Source organism: Gaiella occulta (assembly GCF_003351045.1).
Taxonomy (GTDB): Bacteria; Actinomycetota; Thermoleophilia; order Gaiellales; family Gaiellaceae; genus Gaiella; species Gaiella occulta.
Genome location: NZ_QQZY01000004.1, coordinates 77,283 through 95,454, shown reverse-complemented (window position 1 = coordinate 95,454; position 18,172 = coordinate 77,283). Strand labels below are relative to the sequence as shown.

Annotated in this window: 17 protein-coding genes; 5 read left to right on the top strand and 12 right to left on the bottom strand. The window is 72.7% G+C overall.

Features of this window, described 5'->3' with window-relative positions; genetic code table 11:
* Positions 1-11 precede the first annotated feature (11 nt).
* Positions 12-1,040: a glycosyltransferase family 2 protein gene (locus Gocc_RS09385; RefSeq protein ID WP_114796309.1), complete on the top strand. Its 1,029-nt coding sequence runs from the start codon at positions 12-14 to the stop codon at positions 1,038-1,040.
* Here Gocc_RS09385 and Gocc_RS09380 read toward each other — a convergent pair.
* Together Gocc_RS09380 and Gocc_RS09375 are read right to left on the bottom strand one after the other, a co-directional pair.
* Positions 952-1,620: a class I SAM-dependent methyltransferase gene (locus tag Gocc_RS09380; protein WP_181813529.1), complete on the bottom strand. Its 669-nt coding sequence runs from the start codon at positions 1,618-1,620 to the stop codon at positions 952-954. The two genes, Gocc_RS09385 and Gocc_RS09380, sit on opposite strands and share 89 nt — an antisense overlap.
* 81 nt (positions 1,621-1,701) lie before the next feature.
* Complete coding sequence (locus Gocc_RS09375) at positions 1,702-2,601, bottom strand: FkbM family methyltransferase (protein ID WP_147281238.1); 900 nt, start codon at positions 2,599-2,601, stop codon at positions 1,702-1,704.
* Between the two features lie 72 nt (positions 2,602-2,673).
* Here Gocc_RS09375 and Gocc_RS09370 point away from each other — a divergent pair, with 72 nt between their 5' ends.
* From Gocc_RS09370 to Gocc_RS09360, 3 genes are read left to right on the top strand one after another with little or no spacing between them, the layout of a single operon-like run.
* A complete protein-coding gene (locus Gocc_RS09370; RefSeq protein WP_220150546.1) occupies positions 2,674-3,813 on the top strand; it encodes a GDP-mannose 4,6-dehydratase in 1,140 nt (379 codons plus the stop codon).
* Positions 3,814-3,853: 40 nt separating this feature from the next.
* On the top strand, positions 3,854-4,771 hold the full coding sequence (locus Gocc_RS09365) for a GDP-L-fucose synthase family protein (protein ID WP_114796306.1): 918 nt from the start codon (positions 3,854-3,856) through the stop codon (positions 4,769-4,771).
* The gene (locus Gocc_RS09360) at positions 4,768-6,405 is read left to right on the top strand and encodes a hypothetical protein (RefSeq protein WP_114796305.1); all 1,638 of its coding nucleotides are present in this window, start codon (positions 4,768-4,770) and stop codon (positions 6,403-6,405) included. The genes Gocc_RS09365 and Gocc_RS09360 overlap by 4 nt, the downstream gene beginning before the upstream one ends.
* Before the next feature lie 114 nt (positions 6,406-6,519).
* Here Gocc_RS09360 and Gocc_RS09355 read toward each other — a convergent pair whose 3' ends face one another.
* Genes Gocc_RS09355 through Gocc_RS16165 form a run of 5 tightly spaced genes read right to left on the bottom strand, consistent with a single transcriptional unit; the run spans position 6,520 to position 11,189 of the window.
* On the bottom strand, positions 6,520-6,927 hold the full coding sequence (locus Gocc_RS09355; RefSeq protein WP_114796304.1) for a DUF2304 domain-containing protein: 408 nt from the start codon (positions 6,925-6,927) through the stop codon (positions 6,520-6,522).
* On the bottom strand, positions 6,924-7,655 hold the full coding sequence (locus Gocc_RS09350) for a glycosyltransferase family 2 protein (RefSeq protein ID WP_114796303.1): 732 nt from the start codon (positions 7,653-7,655) through the stop codon (positions 6,924-6,926). The genes Gocc_RS09355 and Gocc_RS09350 overlap by 4 nt, the downstream gene beginning before the upstream one ends.
* Complete coding sequence (locus tag Gocc_RS09345; protein WP_114796302.1) at positions 7,652-8,857, bottom strand: CgeB family protein; 1,206 nt, start codon at positions 8,855-8,857, stop codon at positions 7,652-7,654. The genes Gocc_RS09350 and Gocc_RS09345 overlap by 4 nt, the downstream gene beginning before the upstream one ends.
* 31 nt (positions 8,858-8,888) lie before the next feature.
* Complete coding sequence (locus Gocc_RS09340) at positions 8,889-10,406, bottom strand: sugar transferase (protein WP_114796301.1); 1,518 nt, start codon at positions 10,404-10,406, stop codon at positions 8,889-8,891.
* Positions 10,407-10,415: 9 nt separating this feature from the next.
* Positions 10,416-11,189, bottom strand: coding sequence for a hypothetical protein (locus Gocc_RS16165; RefSeq protein WP_181813528.1), 774 nt, complete (start codon positions 11,187-11,189; stop codon positions 10,416-10,418).
* A gap of 29 nt (positions 11,190-11,218) precedes the next feature.
* Here Gocc_RS16165 and Gocc_RS16160 point away from each other — a divergent pair, with 29 nt between their 5' ends.
* Positions 11,219-12,502, top strand: a complete 1,284-nt coding sequence (locus Gocc_RS16160; RefSeq protein WP_181813527.1) for a glycosyltransferase family 39 protein — start codon at positions 11,219-11,221, stop codon at positions 12,500-12,502.
* On the opposite strand, the gene Gocc_RS09330 is transcribed toward Gocc_RS16160, so the two are convergent.
* Genes Gocc_RS09330 through Gocc_RS09310 form a run of 5 tightly spaced genes read right to left on the bottom strand, consistent with a single transcriptional unit; the run spans position 12,463 to position 18,152 of the window.
* The gene (locus tag Gocc_RS09330; protein ID WP_181813526.1) at positions 12,463-13,578 is read right to left on the bottom strand and encodes a glycosyltransferase; all 1,116 of its coding nucleotides are present in this window, start codon (positions 13,576-13,578) and stop codon (positions 12,463-12,465) included. The two genes, Gocc_RS16160 and Gocc_RS09330, sit on opposite strands and share 40 nt — an antisense overlap.
* Entirely contained in the window at positions 13,575-14,597 is a 1,023-nt protein-coding gene (locus Gocc_RS09325) for a glycosyltransferase family 4 protein (protein WP_114796298.1), read from the bottom strand. Before Gocc_RS09325 ends, Gocc_RS09330 begins: the two co-directional genes overlap by 4 nt.
* On the bottom strand, positions 14,594-15,718 hold the full coding sequence (locus Gocc_RS09320) for a glycosyltransferase family 4 protein (protein WP_147281237.1): 1,125 nt from the start codon (positions 15,716-15,718) through the stop codon (positions 14,594-14,596). Before Gocc_RS09320 ends, Gocc_RS09325 begins: the two co-directional genes overlap by 4 nt.
* Positions 15,715-16,851, bottom strand: coding sequence for a glycosyltransferase family 4 protein (locus Gocc_RS09315; protein ID WP_181813525.1), 1,137 nt, complete (start codon positions 16,849-16,851; stop codon positions 15,715-15,717). Before Gocc_RS09315 ends, Gocc_RS09320 begins: the two co-directional genes overlap by 4 nt.
* Entirely contained in the window at positions 16,848-18,152 is a 1,305-nt protein-coding gene (locus Gocc_RS09310; RefSeq protein WP_181813524.1) for a lipopolysaccharide biosynthesis protein, read from the bottom strand. The genes Gocc_RS09315 and Gocc_RS09310 overlap by 4 nt, the downstream gene beginning before the upstream one ends.
* Positions 18,153-18,172: the final 20 nt, after the last annotated feature.

Genomic DNA, 18,172 nt, shown 5'->3' with positions numbered 1-18,172 from the left:
GTCACACGCTAGTGAAGGCCTGCGTCGTCATCCCGACTCTCGACGCCCGCGATCTGCTCGAGCGGGCCCTCGCGAGCCTCGCGGAGCAGACCGTACCCCACGACGTCGTCGTCGTCGACAACGCTTCCCGCGACGGGACGGCGGAGATGATGGCGTCCCGCTTCCCGCACGCGCGCCTCGTACGGAACGATCGCAACCTCGGCTTCGGCCGCGCCGTCAACCGGGGCGTCGCCGGCGCACAGGATGCGGACGTGATCGTACTCGTGAACAACGACACGATCTGCGAGCCGGAGTTCCTCGAGCGGATACTCGAGCCGTTCTCCGATCCGCAGGTCGGAATGGTCGCCGGCGTGCTCTTGCAGGCGTCGGCGCCGGAGCTCGTCGACTCGGCGGGCATCGAGCTCGACGCGACGCTCCGATCCTGGGACGTCCTCTGGAACGAACCGGTTGCACGCGTGGCCGAGGCGCCGGCGCCCGTCGGCCCGTGCGGCGGGGCGGCCGCATACCGGATCGACGCGTTCCGCGCCGCCGGCGGTTTCGACGAGACCCTCTTCGCCTACTGGGAGGACGTCGATCTCGCACTCCGGCTGCGACTCGCCGGCTGGCGCTGCGAGCGGGCCCCGAGCGCGCGTGCCCTGCACGCTCACAGTGCGACGCTGGGGGCGAGCTCGCCCCTGCAGCGTCGCCTCGAGGCGTTCGGTCGCGCGTACGTGCTCGCGAAGTATCGGGTCGCACAGCGGGGGATCGGAACACGCATGCGGATCGCGCTGCTCGACTGGCCCGTGCTCGCCATCCACCTGGTCGTGCGCCGCGAGCTCGGCCCGATCCGCGCCCGCGCGAGGGGACGGCGTGCCGGACGGAGAGCAGCGCCGCTGCGCGCTCCGTTCGAGCTGGCAACCGTCTCGCTCGCGACCGCGCTCCGCCGCCAGTACGGGCTGCTCGTGCTGCGCCTCAGCGGGCGCCTTCCGGCGCACTTTCACGCGACCGGGCGAGCAGAAACCACTGGTACACGAGGAACTCCGCCGTCAGCCCCGAGGTAAGTCGCGAGGCGAGTGCCGATACGCGCCGCAGGGGCAGGTGGTCGACACGCTCGACGTGCCACCCGCACTGCTCCAGCAACGAGACGATGTCGCGTCGGGTGAACCAGCGAAGGTGGGTGCGGTCGCGATGCCCCGCGTCCGTGTAGCCGAACGTGCCCCTGAGGGCCAGGTCGCGGACGAGCGACCAGTGGCGGGCGTTCGGGAGCGACACGTGCACGCGCGCCCCCGGCGCCGCGACGCCCCGCAGCGCCACCAGGGCCGAGGCGGGATCGGGCAGGTGCTCGAGGACGTCGTAGAGGAGAATCGTGTCGAACACCCCGTCGAATCCGCCGATGTGCTCCTCGAGGCGGCCGACGAAGACCTCGTCGAGCGAGCGCGCCGCCCGCTCGGCAGAGGGAGCGTGGATCTCGACGCCGGTGATCCACGACGCGCCCGCGGCTCGAAGGCCTGCTGCGACTCGGCCTTCGCCACAGCCGACGTCGAGGACCCGCCCGAGCGGACGAGGCAGGAGGGCGACCAACTCCGGCCGGCTCTGGCCGTAGTAGCCCCCCGCCCAGGGTTCGGACGGATGCCGCGTCACGGCACAGACCATAGTCAGCCGTACCGAGCTGCACCGCCGCGACCTCGACCGACTCCCGCTCCGCATCAGCGACCCGCAGCCTCAGCTACGGCTCGCCGCCCGATCGGGACCGAAGTCGCGGCCGCGACCGCTTGCGGCGCGCCGGCAGAAGAGGTTGACGTAGCCGTGCGACCAGTCCGCCTCCTCGAGAGGTCGGGGCATCCTCCGGCTCTCGTCGATCCACATGATCTCGAGCCCGTGGGAGCGAAGCGTCGCGAACAGCTCCTCGCTCGAGCTACCGGCCCGCTCGAGCATCCCGGGGTTGCACTCCGCGAAGACAATCAGTCCCGGCCCGGCGCGCTCGAGCGTTCGTCGCATGCCCCGGAGTGCGGCGACCTCCCCGCCCTCGATGTCGAGCTTGACGACGTCGACGCGCACCTCCTGATCGAGCCACTCGTCCACCGTGGTGACCTCGACCTCGACCTGCTGCGAATCTCCGTCGGGCCGGTGCAGGCTGCTCGTGTCACCGCCGCCGCTGATGTGGAAGACGTGCCGGCCGGCGGCATCCCCGAGCGCGAGCGGCACGAGGGTGACACGGTCCGTGAGCCCGTTGGCGGCCAGGCTCCGCTCGATCAGCGGAACCGTCCGGGGATTGGGCTCGAACGTGATCACCCTGCCGCTCCCGCCGACGGCTCGTGCGGCCTGGAGCGTGACGTACCCGATGTGCGCACCTGCCTCCAGGACCGTCGCGCCGCGCTCTATCGAGGCGCAGAGCGCTTCGACGAACGCCCCTTCCCGATCCGACTGGAGCAGCTCACGCACGTAGTAGAGCTGGCCGATGTGATCGCCGTGCAGCCGGAGCCCGTCGATCTCGACGTCGAACGTGCCGACGGTCGGAGCGATGCGCCGACCGACCGCGTCGACCATCGCGCCGAGGCCGACGCGCCGAAGCGCGCCGGCGACTCGCTCGAGCACCCACAGCGCCCTCAGGTGGGAAGTCAACGGCCCTCCGCGGTCATCGCGCGAAGGTATCGCAGCCGGAGGAGGGACGCCGAACCGGCTACGCTTGCCCGCGTGCCCACGAACATGATCTGGAGCCGGCAGGCTCTCGACCACCTCCGGGCCGACTTCGGGGACGCCTACTCCGGCCGCACCGTGCTCGTCACCGGCGCCGACGGCTTCATGGGCTCCCACCTCACCGACGCGCTCGTCGAGCTCGGGGCGAACGTGCACGCGTTCGTGCGCGCCACCTCGAGCGGAGCGCTCAACAACATCGGGCACCTCCGCAACCGGCTCGAGGTGCACTTCGCCGACCTCACCGACCGCACCTCGATCGACTACCTCGTCCGCGAGCTGAAGCAGGCGCCGGACAGGCCCTACGTCTTCCACCTGGGCGCGCAGGCGCACGTGGGCGAGTCGTGGCATCGCCCCTACGAGACGGTGATGGCGAACACGGTGGGCACGCTCAACCTGCTGCAGTCGATCGTCGACTGGGGGCTCGAGCTCGAGAAGTTCGACACCGCCGGCACCTCGGAGGAGTACGGGAACGTGCGCGACGACGTCTCCCACCACCACGACTTCGACGATGCGGGCGGCCTGATCCTGCACGAGCGCTCGCCGATCAACCCGAAGTCGATCTACGCCACCGCCAAGGTGGCGGCCGACTTCCTGACGATGAACTACCACGACGCGTTCGGCGTGCCCGGCGTCGTCACGCGCATGTTCAACAACTACGGGCCGCGCCAGAACCCGCGCTACGTGACGGGCACGATCATCACGCAGGCGCTCACGCGCGAGACGATCGAGCTCGGCAACCTCGAGCCGCTGCGCGACTTCTGCTTCTGCAGCGACGGTGTACGCGGGCACCTCACCGTCGCGGCACACGGCAAGCCGGGCGACGTCTACGTCTACGGGCAGGGTGAGAACATCTCGATGGCCGGCTGGGTCGAGATGATCCTCCGCATCGGCGAGGAGCACGGCTTCTGGCCCGCCGGGCGCACCGTGACGACGACGCCGAAGCGCTACCGGCCGGGCGCGAGCGACGTGATGGCGCTGCGCGTCGGCCACGAGAAGCTCACCCGCGAGACCGGCTGGGCGCCGAAGGTGTCGTGGGAGGAAGGGCTGCTGCAGACGATCCGCTGGTACGCCGAGAACCGCGAGCGCTGGATCGGCAGGGTCGACTGGCTGCCGACGGGCGCTCCCACGCTGACCTGAGCGAGCGCTGCCTCGCCGGACGCGCCGGTAGCCTTGCGGCGTGCGCGTTCTTGTCACCGGCGGCGCAGGCTTCCTCGGCTCCCACCTCGTGGAGCGTCTCGCCGCCGACGGGCACGACGTCGTGGTACCCCGCAGAGCGGACACCGACCTGACCGATATGGCCGCGACGGCCCGGCTCTTCGACGAGGTGGAGCCGGAGCTCGTCTTCCACCTCGCGGCCGAGGTGGGCGGCATCGGCGCGAACCGCGCGAACCCGGGCCGCTACTGGTACGCGAACCTGATGATGGGGGCGCACGTGCTCGAGCAGGTGCGCCTGCACGCGACGCCGAAGCTCGTCGTCGCCGGGACGATCTGCTCGTATCCGAAGTTCGCGCCCGTGCCGTTCCGGGAGGACGACCTCTGGGACGGCTATCCCGAGGAGACCAACGCCCCCTACGGCGTCGCCAAGAAGGCGATCCTCGTCGGCGCGCAGTCGTACCGGGCGCAGTACGGGACGAACGCGATCACCCTGCTGCCGGTGAACCTGTACGGGCCGCGCGACAACTTCGACCTCGAGACGTCGCACGTGATCCCCGCGCTGATCCGCAAGATGATCGACGCGCGGGGGCGAGGCGAGGGCTCGATCACGTTGTGGGGCGACGGCACGCCGACGCGCGAGTTCCTCTACGTGGACGACTGCGTCGAGGGGCTGATGCTGGCCGCGGCGCGCTACGACGGCGCCGCCCCGGTGAACCTCGGCACGGGCGAGGAGATCTCGATCCGCGACCTCGCGGAGCTCGTCCGCGAGGCGACGGGCTTCGACGGCGAGATCGTCTGGGACACGTCGAGGCCCAACGGGCAGCCGCGCCGCAAGCTCGACACGACGCGGGCCGAGGAGCTGTTCGACTTCCGGGCGCGCGTGCCGCTGCGCGAGGGGATCGCGCGAACGGTCGAGTGGTACCGGGCCCGGCATCGATGAGGGCCGCCGTCCGGCTCGGCACGCGGCTGTGCGACGCGCTCGTCTCGCGCTGGAAGGCGGTGCTCGTGACCCTCGCGATCACACAGATCCTCGCGACAGCGCTGTTCTTCCGGTCGATCGAGCACAACGGCTGGCTCACCTACCAGGGCGGAGACCAGATCTGGCTCTACACCACGGGCTGGCTGCTCCAGGGCGGAACGCTGCCGTACGCACTCGTCGGCTACGGCTGGCCCTTGATGCTCGCGCCCTTCTCGGTCGTCGGCGGCTCTGCGTTCGTGAGCACCCTGCCGGCGACGATAGCCCTCGACGTCCTCGTTCTCGGGCCCATCGCGCTGCTCGCCGTCTTCGACATCGGCCAGCGGATCGGAGGCCGGATCCTCGGTCTGTGGTCTGCGACCCTGTGGGTCGCAGCACCCTTCGCATCGATCCCGCTCTTCATCGACCGCTATCACGAGCAGTGGGTCGACCAGTTCCTCCCGCAGGCACTCGGGCTCACGCAGCTCGCCGACTACCCTTCACTGGTCACGGTGGTCGTGGCGGCGGCCCTGGTGCTGCGCTCGCTCGAGTCGCCCCGGCTTTCGCAGGGCTGCCTGGCGGGTCTCGTCGCCGGCTGGGCGCTCGCGCTCAAGCCCGCCAACGCGCTCTTCCTCGCCGGCGCCCTGCTCGCGTATCTCCTCGCGCGACGCTGGCGGCAGGGACTCGCGTTCGCCGTCGCCCTGGCACCCGCGGCGATCACGCTCGCACTGTGGAAACAGCGCGGTCTCGGCCAGATACCGCTCTTCTCGCTCGGGGCCGCCCACGAGGCCGCCGGCGCCGGGAGCATCGCCGTGCAGGCGTCGATCGACCGCTACACGCACATCGACTGGGGAGTGTGGAAGCAGAACATGTCCAACCTGCGCGAGTTCTTCTGGAGCGCCAGGCTCGCGCAGTGGGTGCCGCTCGCGGGAGCGGTCGCCGTGGCGCGGCGCTCCGTGCCTGCGGCGGGGCTGCTCCTCTCCTGGACGCTCGCCTACGTCTTCGTGAAGGGGTCGTCGGCTGTCGCCAGTGTGGAAACAGGAAGCTTCTGGCGGCTCGTGATGCCGGCCTGGCCCGCATACCTCGTCCTCCTCGCCGGCATTCCACTCCTCGTTCCCACGTTCAGCCGTCGCCTCGGCGGCCGCCTCACCGCTCCGCAGAGTGCGCCTTTCAGGACGCCGGTCGTCGTGGTCTGGGGAATCGTGCTGGGACTCGTGCCGATCGTGGTGCTCGCCACGGCCGCGCCCCAACGTGGGCCCGAGCGAGCGGTCGAGATCAACGGCCTGCTGACGCCCGTCGACGGCTCGTACCTCCAGGTGCGCGCGCAGCGCGTCGGCAAGTCCGTGCACCTGACATGGGAGGACAGAGGACGTTTCCGCCCCGTCTTCTACAGAGTGTTTCGCACGCTGCGACCGGGAGCCGACGTGAGCTGCGAGCGCTTCGGCGCGAGCAGGTGCTCGCTCGTCTCGACGGTCGTCGAGACGACGAGAGCCGGCGCCTACCTCGACGGCTCACCGGAGCCGGGCGTCACGTATCGCGTCGCGGCAGGAGCGAACTCGAAGGACGACCCCTCGGCCGGCGACATCTTCGTGATCAGCCCGCCGGTGCGCGCGCCGTGACGAGCACGCGACCCGGACGGCGTGCGGTCCTCGCCACGAGCCTCGGAGTCGCCGCCTCGTGTCCATCCTGATGCTCGGAACGTGAACGAGCGACGAGGCGCAGGGGCGACCGCTCTACCTCGTCTCGGAGACCGCCGGCGGCGGCCCGCCGTCAACCTCGCCGGGCCCGCCGCCGGAGCGGGCAGACAGCCGCTGCTCGAGCAGGGCGACGCGCTGGGCGAGGATCGTGTTCTGGTCCGCCAGCCGCGAGAGCACCGTGGAGTAGTACAGGAGCACGACGATCACGAACAGCGTCGCCACCGCGAACAGGATCGCGGGCGGGTACGTGGCCACTCCGAGCCATCCGGCGATGGTGTTGAGGCCGTCGCGCCACGCCGACAGCACGAGCAACACGATCCCGGTCACGAGCCACAGGAGTGCGTACTTCTCCTTGAGCCTGCGGCCGCGGATGAGCTCCAGGACGACGAGGAGCAGCAGCAGCGACGCGATCGACGCCGCGATCGAGACCCTGATCGGAGTCATCGGCGCGATTCCTCCGCCGGAGCCGCGACCTTGCGCATCATCGCCATCAACAGCGCCAGCGTCACCTTGACCATGTAGTAGATCGAGCGGACGACCGTGATCGAGGATTGCCCGTGCTCGCGCTCCCGCATCTGTACGGGCACCTCGGTGAGCCGGAGCCGGTGCTTGAACACGAGCACCGTCGCCTCGACCTCCGGGTAGTCGTTCGGATAGTCGTCTGCGAACAGGGCGATGCCCTTGCGGTTCATCGCCTGGAAGCCGGACGTCGTATCGGTGACGCGCCGGCGCGTCAGCAACGACACGAGACCGGCGAACCAGCTGATGCCGATGCGGCGCGCGAGCGGCGGCCGGTAGTCGCCGTCGCCGCTCGCGAAGCGCGAGCCCGTGACGATGTCGGCCTCGCCGCGCTCGATCGGAGCGAGCAGTCTCGGCAGCTCGGCCGGATCGTGCTGACCGTCGCCGTCGAGACGCACGGCAAGCTCGTAATCCTGCTCGAGCGCGTACTTGAAGCCGGTCTGGACGGCCCCGCCGATCCCGAGGTTGAACGGCAGCGAGACGACGGCGGCACCCCGCGCCGCGGCGACCGCAGCCGTGTCGTCGGTCGAGCCGTCGTCGATCACGACGACGTCGAAGTGCGGGTGGAGCGAGCGGATCCCGTCGACGACGCCGCCGATCGCCCCGGCCTCGTTGTGGGCCGGCACGACCGCGATGACGCGCGCGGCTCTCACGCGGCCACCGGCGCATCGAGCCCGACGAGGTCGAGCACCAGGCGCGCGCGGTGCGCGTAGCTGTGCTCGTCCAGGACGCGCTCCCGCGCCCTGGCTCCCATCGCCTGAGCCTGGGCGGGGTCGCCGAGCAGCAGCCGGTAGGCGTCAAGCGCCTGGGCGGCGTCCTCGACGACGAGGATCTCGCTGCCCGGCTCGAACCACCGCTCGATGCCCGCATGCGGGTTGGACACGATCGCCGCGCCGGCCGAGGCGAGCTCGAACGGGCGGCAGGTGGAGGAGAGCGGCACGGTCGCGTGCGAGCGCCGGGTCACGTTGAGGTTGATGCGCGCAGCGGAGATGGCCCGGGCGAACACGTTGAACGGGACGTCGCCGATCTCGCGCGCGTTCCCGCTGTCGCCCCGGAAGTCGCGGCCGCCGAGCGCGAAGTCGATCTCCGGCGCCGCCCGGCTCGGCTCGCCGACCAGCGCCTGTGTCCACTCGCGCCGGAACTTGTCGCCGTAGCCGTAGAAGAAGACGTCCATCTCCTTCTCCACCGGCTGCGGCGCGAAGAGCTCCGGGTCGGCGCCCCAGAACACCGCTTCCGCGCGGCGCGCCCCGAGCTCGAGCAGGCGCGGGATGCCGCCCTCGGAGTTCGAGAGCACGAGGTCGTACTCCGACGGGTCGGCGCCGTGGTAGTAGTTGAAGCCGGTGTCCATGCCGCCGAACTCCGGCAGGCTCATCGGCACGTCGCCGTCGTAGAAGACGACGGGGATGCCGAAGCGCTCGCGCAGCGCCGTCGGGATGCCGCGCAAGTGCGCCATCGGGACGGTGAAGACGACGACCGCGTCGGGCCGCTCCCGCGCGACGAGCCGCTCCAGGTGGCGGCGCCAGCGGGGCGTGACGACGCGCCAGATCGTCTCGCGTGTGAGCCGGTCGAGCGCGGACTCGTCGGGGGAGTCCTCGCCGCGGCGCAGGTAGCGGTCGCCCTTCAGGCGTGCGAGCCCGTCGCGCAGGGCCGCATAGGCCTCGCCCTCGCGGAAGGTCGGGTTCGGCGCCGTGCGCCACCACGGGCTCTCGACCGGGCGCCCCCTGTAGGGCGTGACGACGAGATCGACGCCCGTCTCGTACATGCCCTTCCACAGCTGCCACCACGCGGGCGTGCAGCCGTAGCGGAAGTCGAGGTCGACGGCGGAGGCGACGGCGAGGATCTTCGGGGCCTTCACTCCGGCAAGTCTAGGCGGAGCGGGAGAGGGATCAGTACGCGCCGCGCCGCGAGAGCACTGCGGGGATCGTCTTCACGATGATGGAGATGTCGAGCCAGACGGACCAGTTCTCGAGGTACGTGAAGTCGAGCCGCACGAGATCGTCGAAGGACAGGCCCGAGCGGCCGGAGATCTGCCACAGTCCGGTCATGCCGGGCAGCACCCGGTAGCGGGCACGGTGCCAGTCCTGCAGCCGCTCGTAGTCCCGCAACGGGAGCGGCCGCGGGCCGACGAGGCTCATCTGTCCGCGCAGGACGTTGACGAGCTGCGGCAGCTCGTCGAGGGAGAGGCGGCGCAGGACGCGGCCGACGCGGGTGACGCGCGGGTCGTCGCGGATCTTGAACAGCGCACCCGAGGCCTCGTTGAGCTGCTCCAGCTCGCTCTGCCGTGCCGCCGCGTCCTCGACCATCGTCCGGAACTTGAGCATGCCGAACTCGCGCTCCCCGACACCGACCCGCCGGTCGACGTAGAGCACGGGGCCATGCGAGTCGAGCTTGATCGCCGCCGCGATCAGCAGCCACAGCGGAAGCCCGACGACGGCGACGGTCGCACCGGCGATCAGGTCGAACGCCCGCTTCAGCGCCCAGTCCCAGCCGGTCAGGATCGGCGGGCGCAGCTCGAACAGCGGCACCCCGGTGCCGGGCACGTACTCGCCCTTCTGCACCAGGAGCTCCGTCGTGTTCGGCGCCAGCCTCACCCGAACTCCTGCACGGTGCGCGCGCTCGACCACGTCGAGGACGGTGCGCTCGTCGAAGTCGGACTCCGTCAAGATGAGCTCGTCGGGACGCTCGCGCTCCAGGACGGCGGGGATGTCGTCGAGCGACGTCCCGAGCTGCGGGAGGCCGGTCTCAGCGGCGGCCGAGACGGCGCCGACGAGGTCGTAGGCGATGCCGCCACGCGACGCGCCGAGCTCACGCTGCAGCCGGCGCAGGCTCTCACCCGCCCCGGCGAGCACGACCCGCCGGCGGATCCCGGACAGCTTCATCAGCTCGAGCGAGAGGGATTCGTACGCCGCCCGCAGAAGCCCGATCATGATCGCGCACGTGACGACCGCGGTCGGGATCAGACCCGTCGTCGTGAAGTCGTAGCTCGTGCCGAGGCCGAAGGCGAGCACGATCAACGCCACCAGCACGAGCGACGAGACGACGCGCCCGCTCCCCGGCCGGCGCTCCCGCGACGCGTACAGGCCGGCCTGGAAGAACACGAGCAGGCACACGGGGGCGAGGAACTTGAGCCACTGCGCCGGCCCCTCCCGCCACAGCAGCGCCCAGAACACGGGCTTGCCGTAGAGGAACGAGCGCAGCACGAGAGCGATGTAGATCCCGAGCGCGAGCCCGACGACGTCCAGCGCCGCGAGCGACACGACGCTGAAGAGCCGGCGCACGAGCGTCAGGAGAGGTCCGCGGGAGAGGATGTAGATGCGGGACGAGCGGGCGTCCGCCGCGGCGGGGGACTCCGGGGCGGGCTCCGGGCGCTCTGTCGGCGCCGGCGGCGCGGCCTTGGTCGGCACCCCGGGATTCTACTCCTCCCCGCCAGACGCCCGACCGCGCGCGACGGCCTGCCACGGCACGCGGACGGCCGACTCGGCCACGCGGGCGGCACACCCGTCGATCTCGCCGACGGCGTAGCGGCGGCCGAGGGCCGTCAGCGCGACGACGAGCGCACGGCGCCGGCGAGCATCGAGCAGGTCGGTGTCGTGCAGGTACCCGTGCACCACCGGCTCCGGCAGCCGGGACGGGCGCGCGGCCGCGCGGACGAGATCGCCGAGCGAGCGCGTGGTCGGGATCGCGAGCACGTCGCCGTGTGCGGTCTCGACGCGGGCGGGCGCGCCTAGCTGTGCCCACGGAGCCCCTTCGGGAAGGTACGTGGGGCGCGCCATGCGCGGCGTGCAGTCGACATAGCCGAGCAGGGCGCACGCCCCTGCGACGGACGCGTCCGTGTACCAGCCGCCGCCGCAGAAGACCGTCGGCTCGAGGCCGTGCCCGCGCAGCCAGGCTCCCTCGCGCAGGACCCTCGCGGCGGTGTCCTCGTCGTCCGCCGGACGGGCGTGATCCGGGCTCGTCCAGTGCGTGTGATGGCCGAACGGGCCTTCCGCGGCGAGCAGGCGCGCGCGCTCGAGCCACACTCGCTCGCTCTCCCCGTGCGCCGCGTCGGCCGGGCGCACGAGCGAGGCCACGACGAAGCCCCCGGGCCGGCGGCGGACGAGCTCGAGGTAGGCATGCCAGACGCGGTCGTCGAGGATGCGCTCGACGTGACACGAGAGCACCGCGTACGGTTTCGCTGTGCCGGGCATTCACCGACAAGTATCGCGGGCCTGAGCCCGTGCCCCGGTCTCGTGCCGTCGCGATCGTCTCCCTGGCTGCGGCGCTGCCTCGGCTGCTCGTCCTGGCCTTCGAGCGCGGAGCGATCCTCGAGAACTTCGTCGAGAAGAGCGACCGCTTCGCGCTGACGCTCGTCCACAGCGGCACGTTCGGCTTTCTGCCGGGCGTGCCGTCCGGCTACACGCAGCCGCTCTACGCCTTCTTCCTCGCCGCTCTGTACTGGCCCTTCGGGCATGCATGGCTCGCCGTCGGCCTCGCGCAGACCGCCGTCGCGGTGGCGACCGCGCTCCTCGTGCTCGAGATCGGACGGCGCCTGCGCTCGACGCGCGTCGGCCTCGTCGCCGCTCTGCTGACGACGCTGCACCCGTACGTCGTCTGGCACGACGTCCACGTCAACCGGGAGATCCTCGACGGCTTCCTGCTCGCGGCGATCACGCTGCTCGCGTTGCTGGCCTACGAGCGGCGCTCGCGTCTGCTCGCCGCGGCGACGGGGGCCGTCGTCGGCCTGGCCGTGCTCGGCAACTCCCGCCTTGCTCTGCTCCCGCTCGTGCTCGCGGCATACGTGGCCTGGCCCTCGCGGACACGCCGGGCCGCGCTGCTCGGCAGCCTCGCCGTCCTCGTCGCGGCGGCGGCGGTCGTGGCGCCGTGGGCCGTTCGCAACGAGAAACGGGTGGGCTGCCTCGCGATCACGACCGACACGCGCGCGCTCTGGAAGGCGAACAACCTCGCCACGTACGACGTGCTGAAGCGCGGGCAGTGGATCGACGACGTGCCCGAGCTGGCGGGCGTGCCGCCGTGGCCCGAACGCGCGGCCGACATCGCGCTGCGGACAGGCAGGCCGGTGCACGTCGACGAGTGCGCGCAGTCGCGCTTCTACCAGCGCCAGGTGCTGCGGTTCTGGCGCGACCATCCCGGGGAGAAGGCGAGGCTGGCGGCACAGGCGACCTGGCTGCTGTGGCAGCCGACGTTCAGCGTCGCCACCGACGACGCAGGCCGGAAGGGGATCGCCGACACGGCGCGGCGCTCCGTCGAACCGATGTACATGATCGTCATCTACGCGCTCGCGATCGCCGGCTGCTTCTTCGCGCCTCGCCGCTTCCTCGCTCTCGCCGTGCTGCTCGAGTCGTACAACACGCTGATGGCGATGGTGTTCGCCGGGACCGTGCGCTACCGCGTGCCGTGGGACTTCCTGCTCGCGCTGCTCGCGGCGTTCGCCGTCGAGCGCCTCTGGCGGCGCGCCCGGGGCTACTCCGACGCGCCCGCACGCCCGAGCGCCCTGCCGTAGAGCTCGGCCGTCAGCTCCGTGCACCGCTCCTGTCCGAACTCGGCGAGCGCCCTCGCGCGTCCCGCAGCGCCCATCGCGGCCAGGCGCTCGGGGTCTGCCGCGAGTCGAGCGATCGCGCCGGCGAGCGCGGCGGCGTCTCCTCGCGGGACGATCAGGCCCGTCTCGCCGTCGCCGACGATCTCGGGCAGCCCTCCCACGTCGCTCGCGATCACGGCGCGCCCCCTCTCCATCGCCTCGAGCGCGACCATGCCGAACCCCTCGCCGAGGGAGGGGACGACCACGATCGCCGCCTCCTCCATCGCAGGCCCGATCGGCGAGACGAGGCCGAGGAAGCGCACGGCCCCGGCCAGCCCGAGCTCGCCGGCCCGCTGCCGCAACGCGCCCTCGAGCGGCCCGGCGCCCGCGAGCGAGAGCTCGAGGCCCGGGACGGCGTCGCGGGCCAGAGCGAACGCGCGCAGGAGCACGTCGTGGCCCTTGATGGGCACGAGGCGCCCGACGCAGAGGAGCCGCGGCGCCGAGCCCGGCTGCGGCGGGGGCGGCGGCGGGCCCGGCTCGATGCCGTAGTGGATCACGGTGAACGCGTCCTCGCGGAACCCTTCCGTCTCGGCGAGGTAGCGCGCGAGGCCGTGCGAGATCGCGATGTGCGGCTCGGCCAGGCGGCCGACGGCGCGATCGGCGCGCGCGAACAGGCGCGACTCCCTGAAGGAGTTGAAGCCGTGCTTCGTGCTGACGAGGACGGGCACACGGCAGAGACGGCCTGCGCTGAGCCCGAGGAAGTCCGCATGCACGAGGTGGGTGTGCACGATCGAGGGACGGTCGCGTCGAATCAGCGCGAGCAGACGCCGGTACGCGCGCGGATCGGCGGCGGACGGGAGCCGGATCGCGTCGAGGGGCACACCGGCCGCCGTCATCCGGTGGGCGAACTCCATCGCCCCCGGCTCGTCCTCGTGCAGCAGCGCGAAGCGCGCGTCGACGCCGAGCGCGCGCAGGGCGGGCAACAGGAGCAGCAGGTGCTTCTCCGAGCCGGAGATGCCGGAGACCTTGCCCACGTGGAGCACGACCGGAGCGCGCGTCACGCCGCCGCCACCGCGAGCACACGCTCGGCCCAGCTCTCGACGGAGTGGGCACGCTCGACCCTTGCGCGCAGCTCCCGCCCGATCGCGGCGCGGTCGGCGCGGGCGATCTCGCCGATGCGTGCCGCGAGCGCCGCCGCGTCGTCGCGGGGGAAGAGGAGATGAGGCGGGAGCAGGGTGTCGAGGGCGGGGTTCGACGCGAGCACCGGCAGGCACGTCGCCGCCGCCTCGAACACCACCTTGTCCGTGGCGCCGGAGCGCATGTTGTTGACGAGGCAGTCGGCGGCGGCGAGCAGCCCCGGCACCTCGCCTGCCGCCACCCCGTCCCCGATCGCGACCCGGTCGCCGACGCCGAGCTCGGCGACCAGACGTTCGAGCTCGACGCGGTGCCGGCGCTCCTCGTCGGTCAGCGAGGGGCCGTACTGGGCGAGCACCACGTCGGGGACGCTCGCCACCGCCCGGATCACGGTGGCGATGCCCTTCGCCGGAGACGTGCGCCCGAGCATCAGCAGCGCGAGCGCGTCGCGGGCGGGCCGGTCGACGCACGGGTAGCCGGAGAGGTCGATGCCGTGGCCGATCGGCACGACCTTGCGCGACGCGAGCGGAAAGGAGCGGCGGTCGACGGTGATGACGGCGCTCGCGACGCGCTCCGCCGCCGCCAGCAGCCGGCTCGCGCGCCAGTGCGTGTACCAGAGGAGGACGCGGACGCCGAGCGGGCGGGCGAGCGGCGCCGCGAGCAGCGCGTAGATCGGGCACATGTGCGCGACGAGCGCCGCGGGCCGCGCCCGCCGCCCGAGCTCCCGCGCGAGCGCCGCCTCGAACCGTGCTCCCCTGCCGGCGCGCGAGGGCGCCCTGAACGTGCGGACGCGACAGTTCGCCGGCAGCGCGCCTTCGACGGCGCCGTCGGCGATCACGACGACCTCGTCGACGAGGCCGGCAAGCGCCCGGATCTTCGCCACCGTGGCGCCGAGCACGGGGCTCTCGGGATCGACCTGCTGCGTGATGAAGACGAGCCGCGTCACCTTCCCTCCACGACGTCGTCGACGAGGCGACGCACGCGCCGCGCGTACTCCTGCGGGGACGCGAGCCACGGATCGGCGGCGAGGCGGGCGGCCTTGCCGAGCCGCTCGGCGAGGCCCGCCTCGGTGAGCGCCCGCACGATCGCGTCCGCGAGCGCGTCCGCGTCGCCGGGCTCGACGAGCAGGCCGCTGACGCCGTCCTCGACGAGATCGGGGATGCCGCCGACGCGGCTCGCGACGACGCCACGGCCGCGGCAGAACGCCTCGATCACGACACGACCGAGCCCCTCCGACCGGGAGGGCAGCACGAGCACCGTCGCATCGTCGAGCGCCGCGGCAACCTGCGGCGTCGAGAGGCGGGGGGTCCACTCGACGCTGCCGGGCAGCTCCGCGACGAGCTCCTCCACCGCCGCCGCCATCGAGCCCCTGCCCACGATGCGCAGCCGTGCCCGGGGGACTCGCTCGGCCACGACGCGCCAGGCGTCGGCGAGCACGTCGACCGCCTTGTAGCGCTCGAGCACGCCGACGAAGAGCGCGGTCGGAGGCTGCGGCGGCGGCTGCGCCGGCGCGGCGAGGAAGGGATCGAGATCCATGAAGGCGGGGAACGTCGCCGCCGCCTCGACACCGCGCTCGCGGACGAGACCCGTGGTGTACGGCGAGATCGTCCGCACCGCGTCCGCCCTGCGCAGCGCGAGACGGGTGAGCAGGTCTCCCAGCGGCGCGAGCGCCGCGCGCGCGCGCGAGCCGTAGAGACGCGTCGCCGCGCCCGGGTCGCCGTGCACGTCCATCACGACCTTCGCCGGGACGCGCGCGAGCGCGCGGCCGAGCAGCACGAGCGCCGTCTCGTGCCCCCCCTGCGAGAGCACCGCGTCGGGACGCGTGGCGCGGAGCTCACGCGCGACGCGAAACGGGAGCAGCAACCAGAACGCTGCGCCCTCGAGCTTGCCGGGAGCGACCGGGCCGTAGAGCCGGAAGCGCGGGTCGTGAGCGCCCGCGCCGCGCGCTCTCGCCGCGAGCACGCGCACGTCGAGCTCGGCCGAGAGCGCATCGAACTTGCGGGCGAGCGAGCCGTCGAGAGGCAGCGCATAGCGGGTGCGCCCCACCATCAGCAGTCTCCGCTTCACGCGCGTGCGACCTCCTCCCGCAGCGCCTCCTCGATCCGGCCGAGCAGGCGCTCGGGCGCATGGTCGGCGACGGAGGGTGCCGCGGCGGCGCGCAGCCGCGCGCGCAGAGCGTCGTCCGCGAAGTAGCGCTCGATCGCCGCGGCGAGCGCCGCCGCGTCGCCGGCCGGCACCAGCAGCCCGTTGTCTCCCTCCCGCACGACCTCCGGCACCCCGCCGACCGCGGTCGCGATCACCGGCGCGCCCGCGGCCAGCGCCTCGACGACCGTGTGGGGGAAGTTCTCCCAGGCCGACGACAGGAGCGCCGCGTCGGCGGCGTGGAAGAGGCGCAGCACGTCGTCGCGCGGCAGGCCGCCGACGAAGCGGACTCGGTCGCCGAGGCCGAGTGCGGCGCCGGCGCGTTCGAGCGCGTCGCGGTCGGGCCCGTCCCCGGCGATCACGAGCGAGACGCCCGGCACCCGCGAGAGCGCCTCGAGGGCGACGGGGACGGCCTTTGCCGCGGTCAGCCGTCCGGCGAGCGCCAGGGTGGGACCGTCGAGCCCGAGCCGGGCGCGCAGTTGCGCGCGAGGCTCGAACGGGGGCAGCGGCGGGGCAGGGTTGGGGAGCACCGACGTCCGCTCCGGCGCGAGGCCCCAGTCGAGCGCGAGCGCGCGCAGGAAGGCACTCGGGAAGAAGACGTGGCGGGCGCGGCGGATCGCGAGCGTCCGCGTGCGCCTGAGCGCGCGAACGCGCACACCGCCGCGTGCGGACTGGAAGTCGACGAGGCTTCCGGCGAAGAGGCCCGCTCGGCGTGCTCGCTCGTACGCCTCGTCGGTCGTCACCTTGACGACCAGCGGCCGCCGCGCCGCCGCCGCGCCGACGGCGGCACGCCGCAGCATCGTCGTCGCGTAGACGACGTCGGCGTGCCGGGCGCGGCGGGCGACGAGCGCCGCCACGGCGGCGTGGCGCGCCGCGGGCGGCAGCGAGCGGCTGACGTGGTGCACGGGGTAGGGCTGCGGCGCCGGATCGGCGGCGGCCGTGGTGACGACCTCGACGCCGTGTCCCCGGGCGCGGAGGAACGCCGCCAGCTCGGGCGCGTGGCTCGCCGGCCCGCCGACGTCCGGCGGCCAGATCCCGGAGACGATGAGCACCTTCACGCCGCCGGAGCGCTCCCGCTCGCCGCCGCCGCGTGGCGCTCCTCCACCTCGGTCGCGAGCCGCGCGAGCACGACCGCCCAGACGGCGGCGAAGACGATCGTCGCCACGAGCATCGCGATCGCGGCGCCGCTGACGCCCCAGATCGCACCGAACGCGACGACGAGCGGGAGCAGGACGGCCGTCTCGATCCCGTGCGTGAGGATGCGCAGCCTCGGCCGGCCGATCGTGACCGGCAGCGACTTCGTCCAGCCGAGCACGAGCTGCACGGCGGCCGCAACGAGGATGACCCTGGCCGCGGTGACCGCGTTCGCGTAGTCCGACCCGAAGACGACCCGTACGAGCCACGGCATCGCGAGCATGAACACGGGCACCGCAACGGTCATCAGCGCTCCGGCGGCGAGCATGTAGCGGCGGACGCCGGCGACGACGTCGCGCTCCTGTCCCCGCTCCCAGTCGCGCGTCTGCTCGGTCAGCAGCACCAGGCGCACCGGCGAGCTCGCGGCCGTGAGGCCGCTCTGCGGTGCCTGGGCGATGCGCAGGAGGCCGACCTGGGTCGGCCCGGCGACGACGCCGAGCAAGAGCGGCGCGAGCGTGGTGCGGAGGGAGAGCATGCCGGTGGCGAGGCTCGACTGCGCGACGAAGGAGACGATCTCACGCCGGTCGTCGCCGAGCGGCCGCTGCGGCGCGGCGGGGAAGCGCCGGTACGCGGCGAGGCCGACGGCGCCGACGGCGCCCGTCGAGATCGCCTGCGCGGCGACGATGAGGGCGACCGTCTGCCAGATCCCGAACTGCGTGCCGATCGCGATCGCGGCCAGCCGCAGCCCCATCGCGAACGCCATGTAGGCGCCGCGCAGGTCGTAGCGCCCACGCAGCAGCAGGGCCGTCGCGGCCACGTTCTCGGGCGCCTGCACGAGAGGGAGCCCCGCGGACACGAGCACCGCGGCCGTCAGCCCCTCGGCGCCGAACACCACGTCCGCGAGCGGCGCCAGCGCGAGGAGCGCCGCGCCGGCAAGCGCGCCGCCGGCGAGCTTGAGCTGCAGCGCACGTGCGAACAGGCGGTGGAGGCGCCCCCAGTCCTCGGCGGCGACGTAGCGGAATCCGTACTTCGTCAGCGACTCCTCGACCGTGAGGTCGAGCAAGGTCTGGAGGAACGACGCCACGGCGAGAGCGGTCGCGTAGAGGCCGAAGCGCTCGAGGCCGAGCACCCTCGACGCGACGACCGTCCCCGCGATACCGAGCGCGACCGCGGAGTAGAGCCCCGCGGCCGTCGCCGAACGACGCCAGAGAAGCCGCGAGCGCATGACGACCGGCCAGTATAGTT

Bases quoted from the DNA above. Each gene is read 5' to 3' on its own strand.
- Gocc_RS09355 (WP_114796304.1), bottom strand. From the start codon at position 6,927: ATGACTCCGATCAGGGTCTCGATCGCGGCGTCGATCGCGTCGCTGCTG.
- Gocc_RS09310 (WP_181813524.1), bottom strand. From the start codon at position 18,152: ATGCGCTCGCGGCTTCTCTGGCGTCGTTCGGCGACGGCCGCGGGGCTC.
- Gocc_RS16165 (WP_181813528.1), bottom strand. From the start codon at position 11,189: ATGCCCGGCACAGCGAAACCGTACGCGGTGCTCTCGTGTCACGTCGAG.
- Gocc_RS09360 (WP_114796305.1), top strand. From the start codon at position 4,768: ATGAGGGCCGCCGTCCGGCTCGGCACGCGGCTGTGCGACGCGCTCGTC.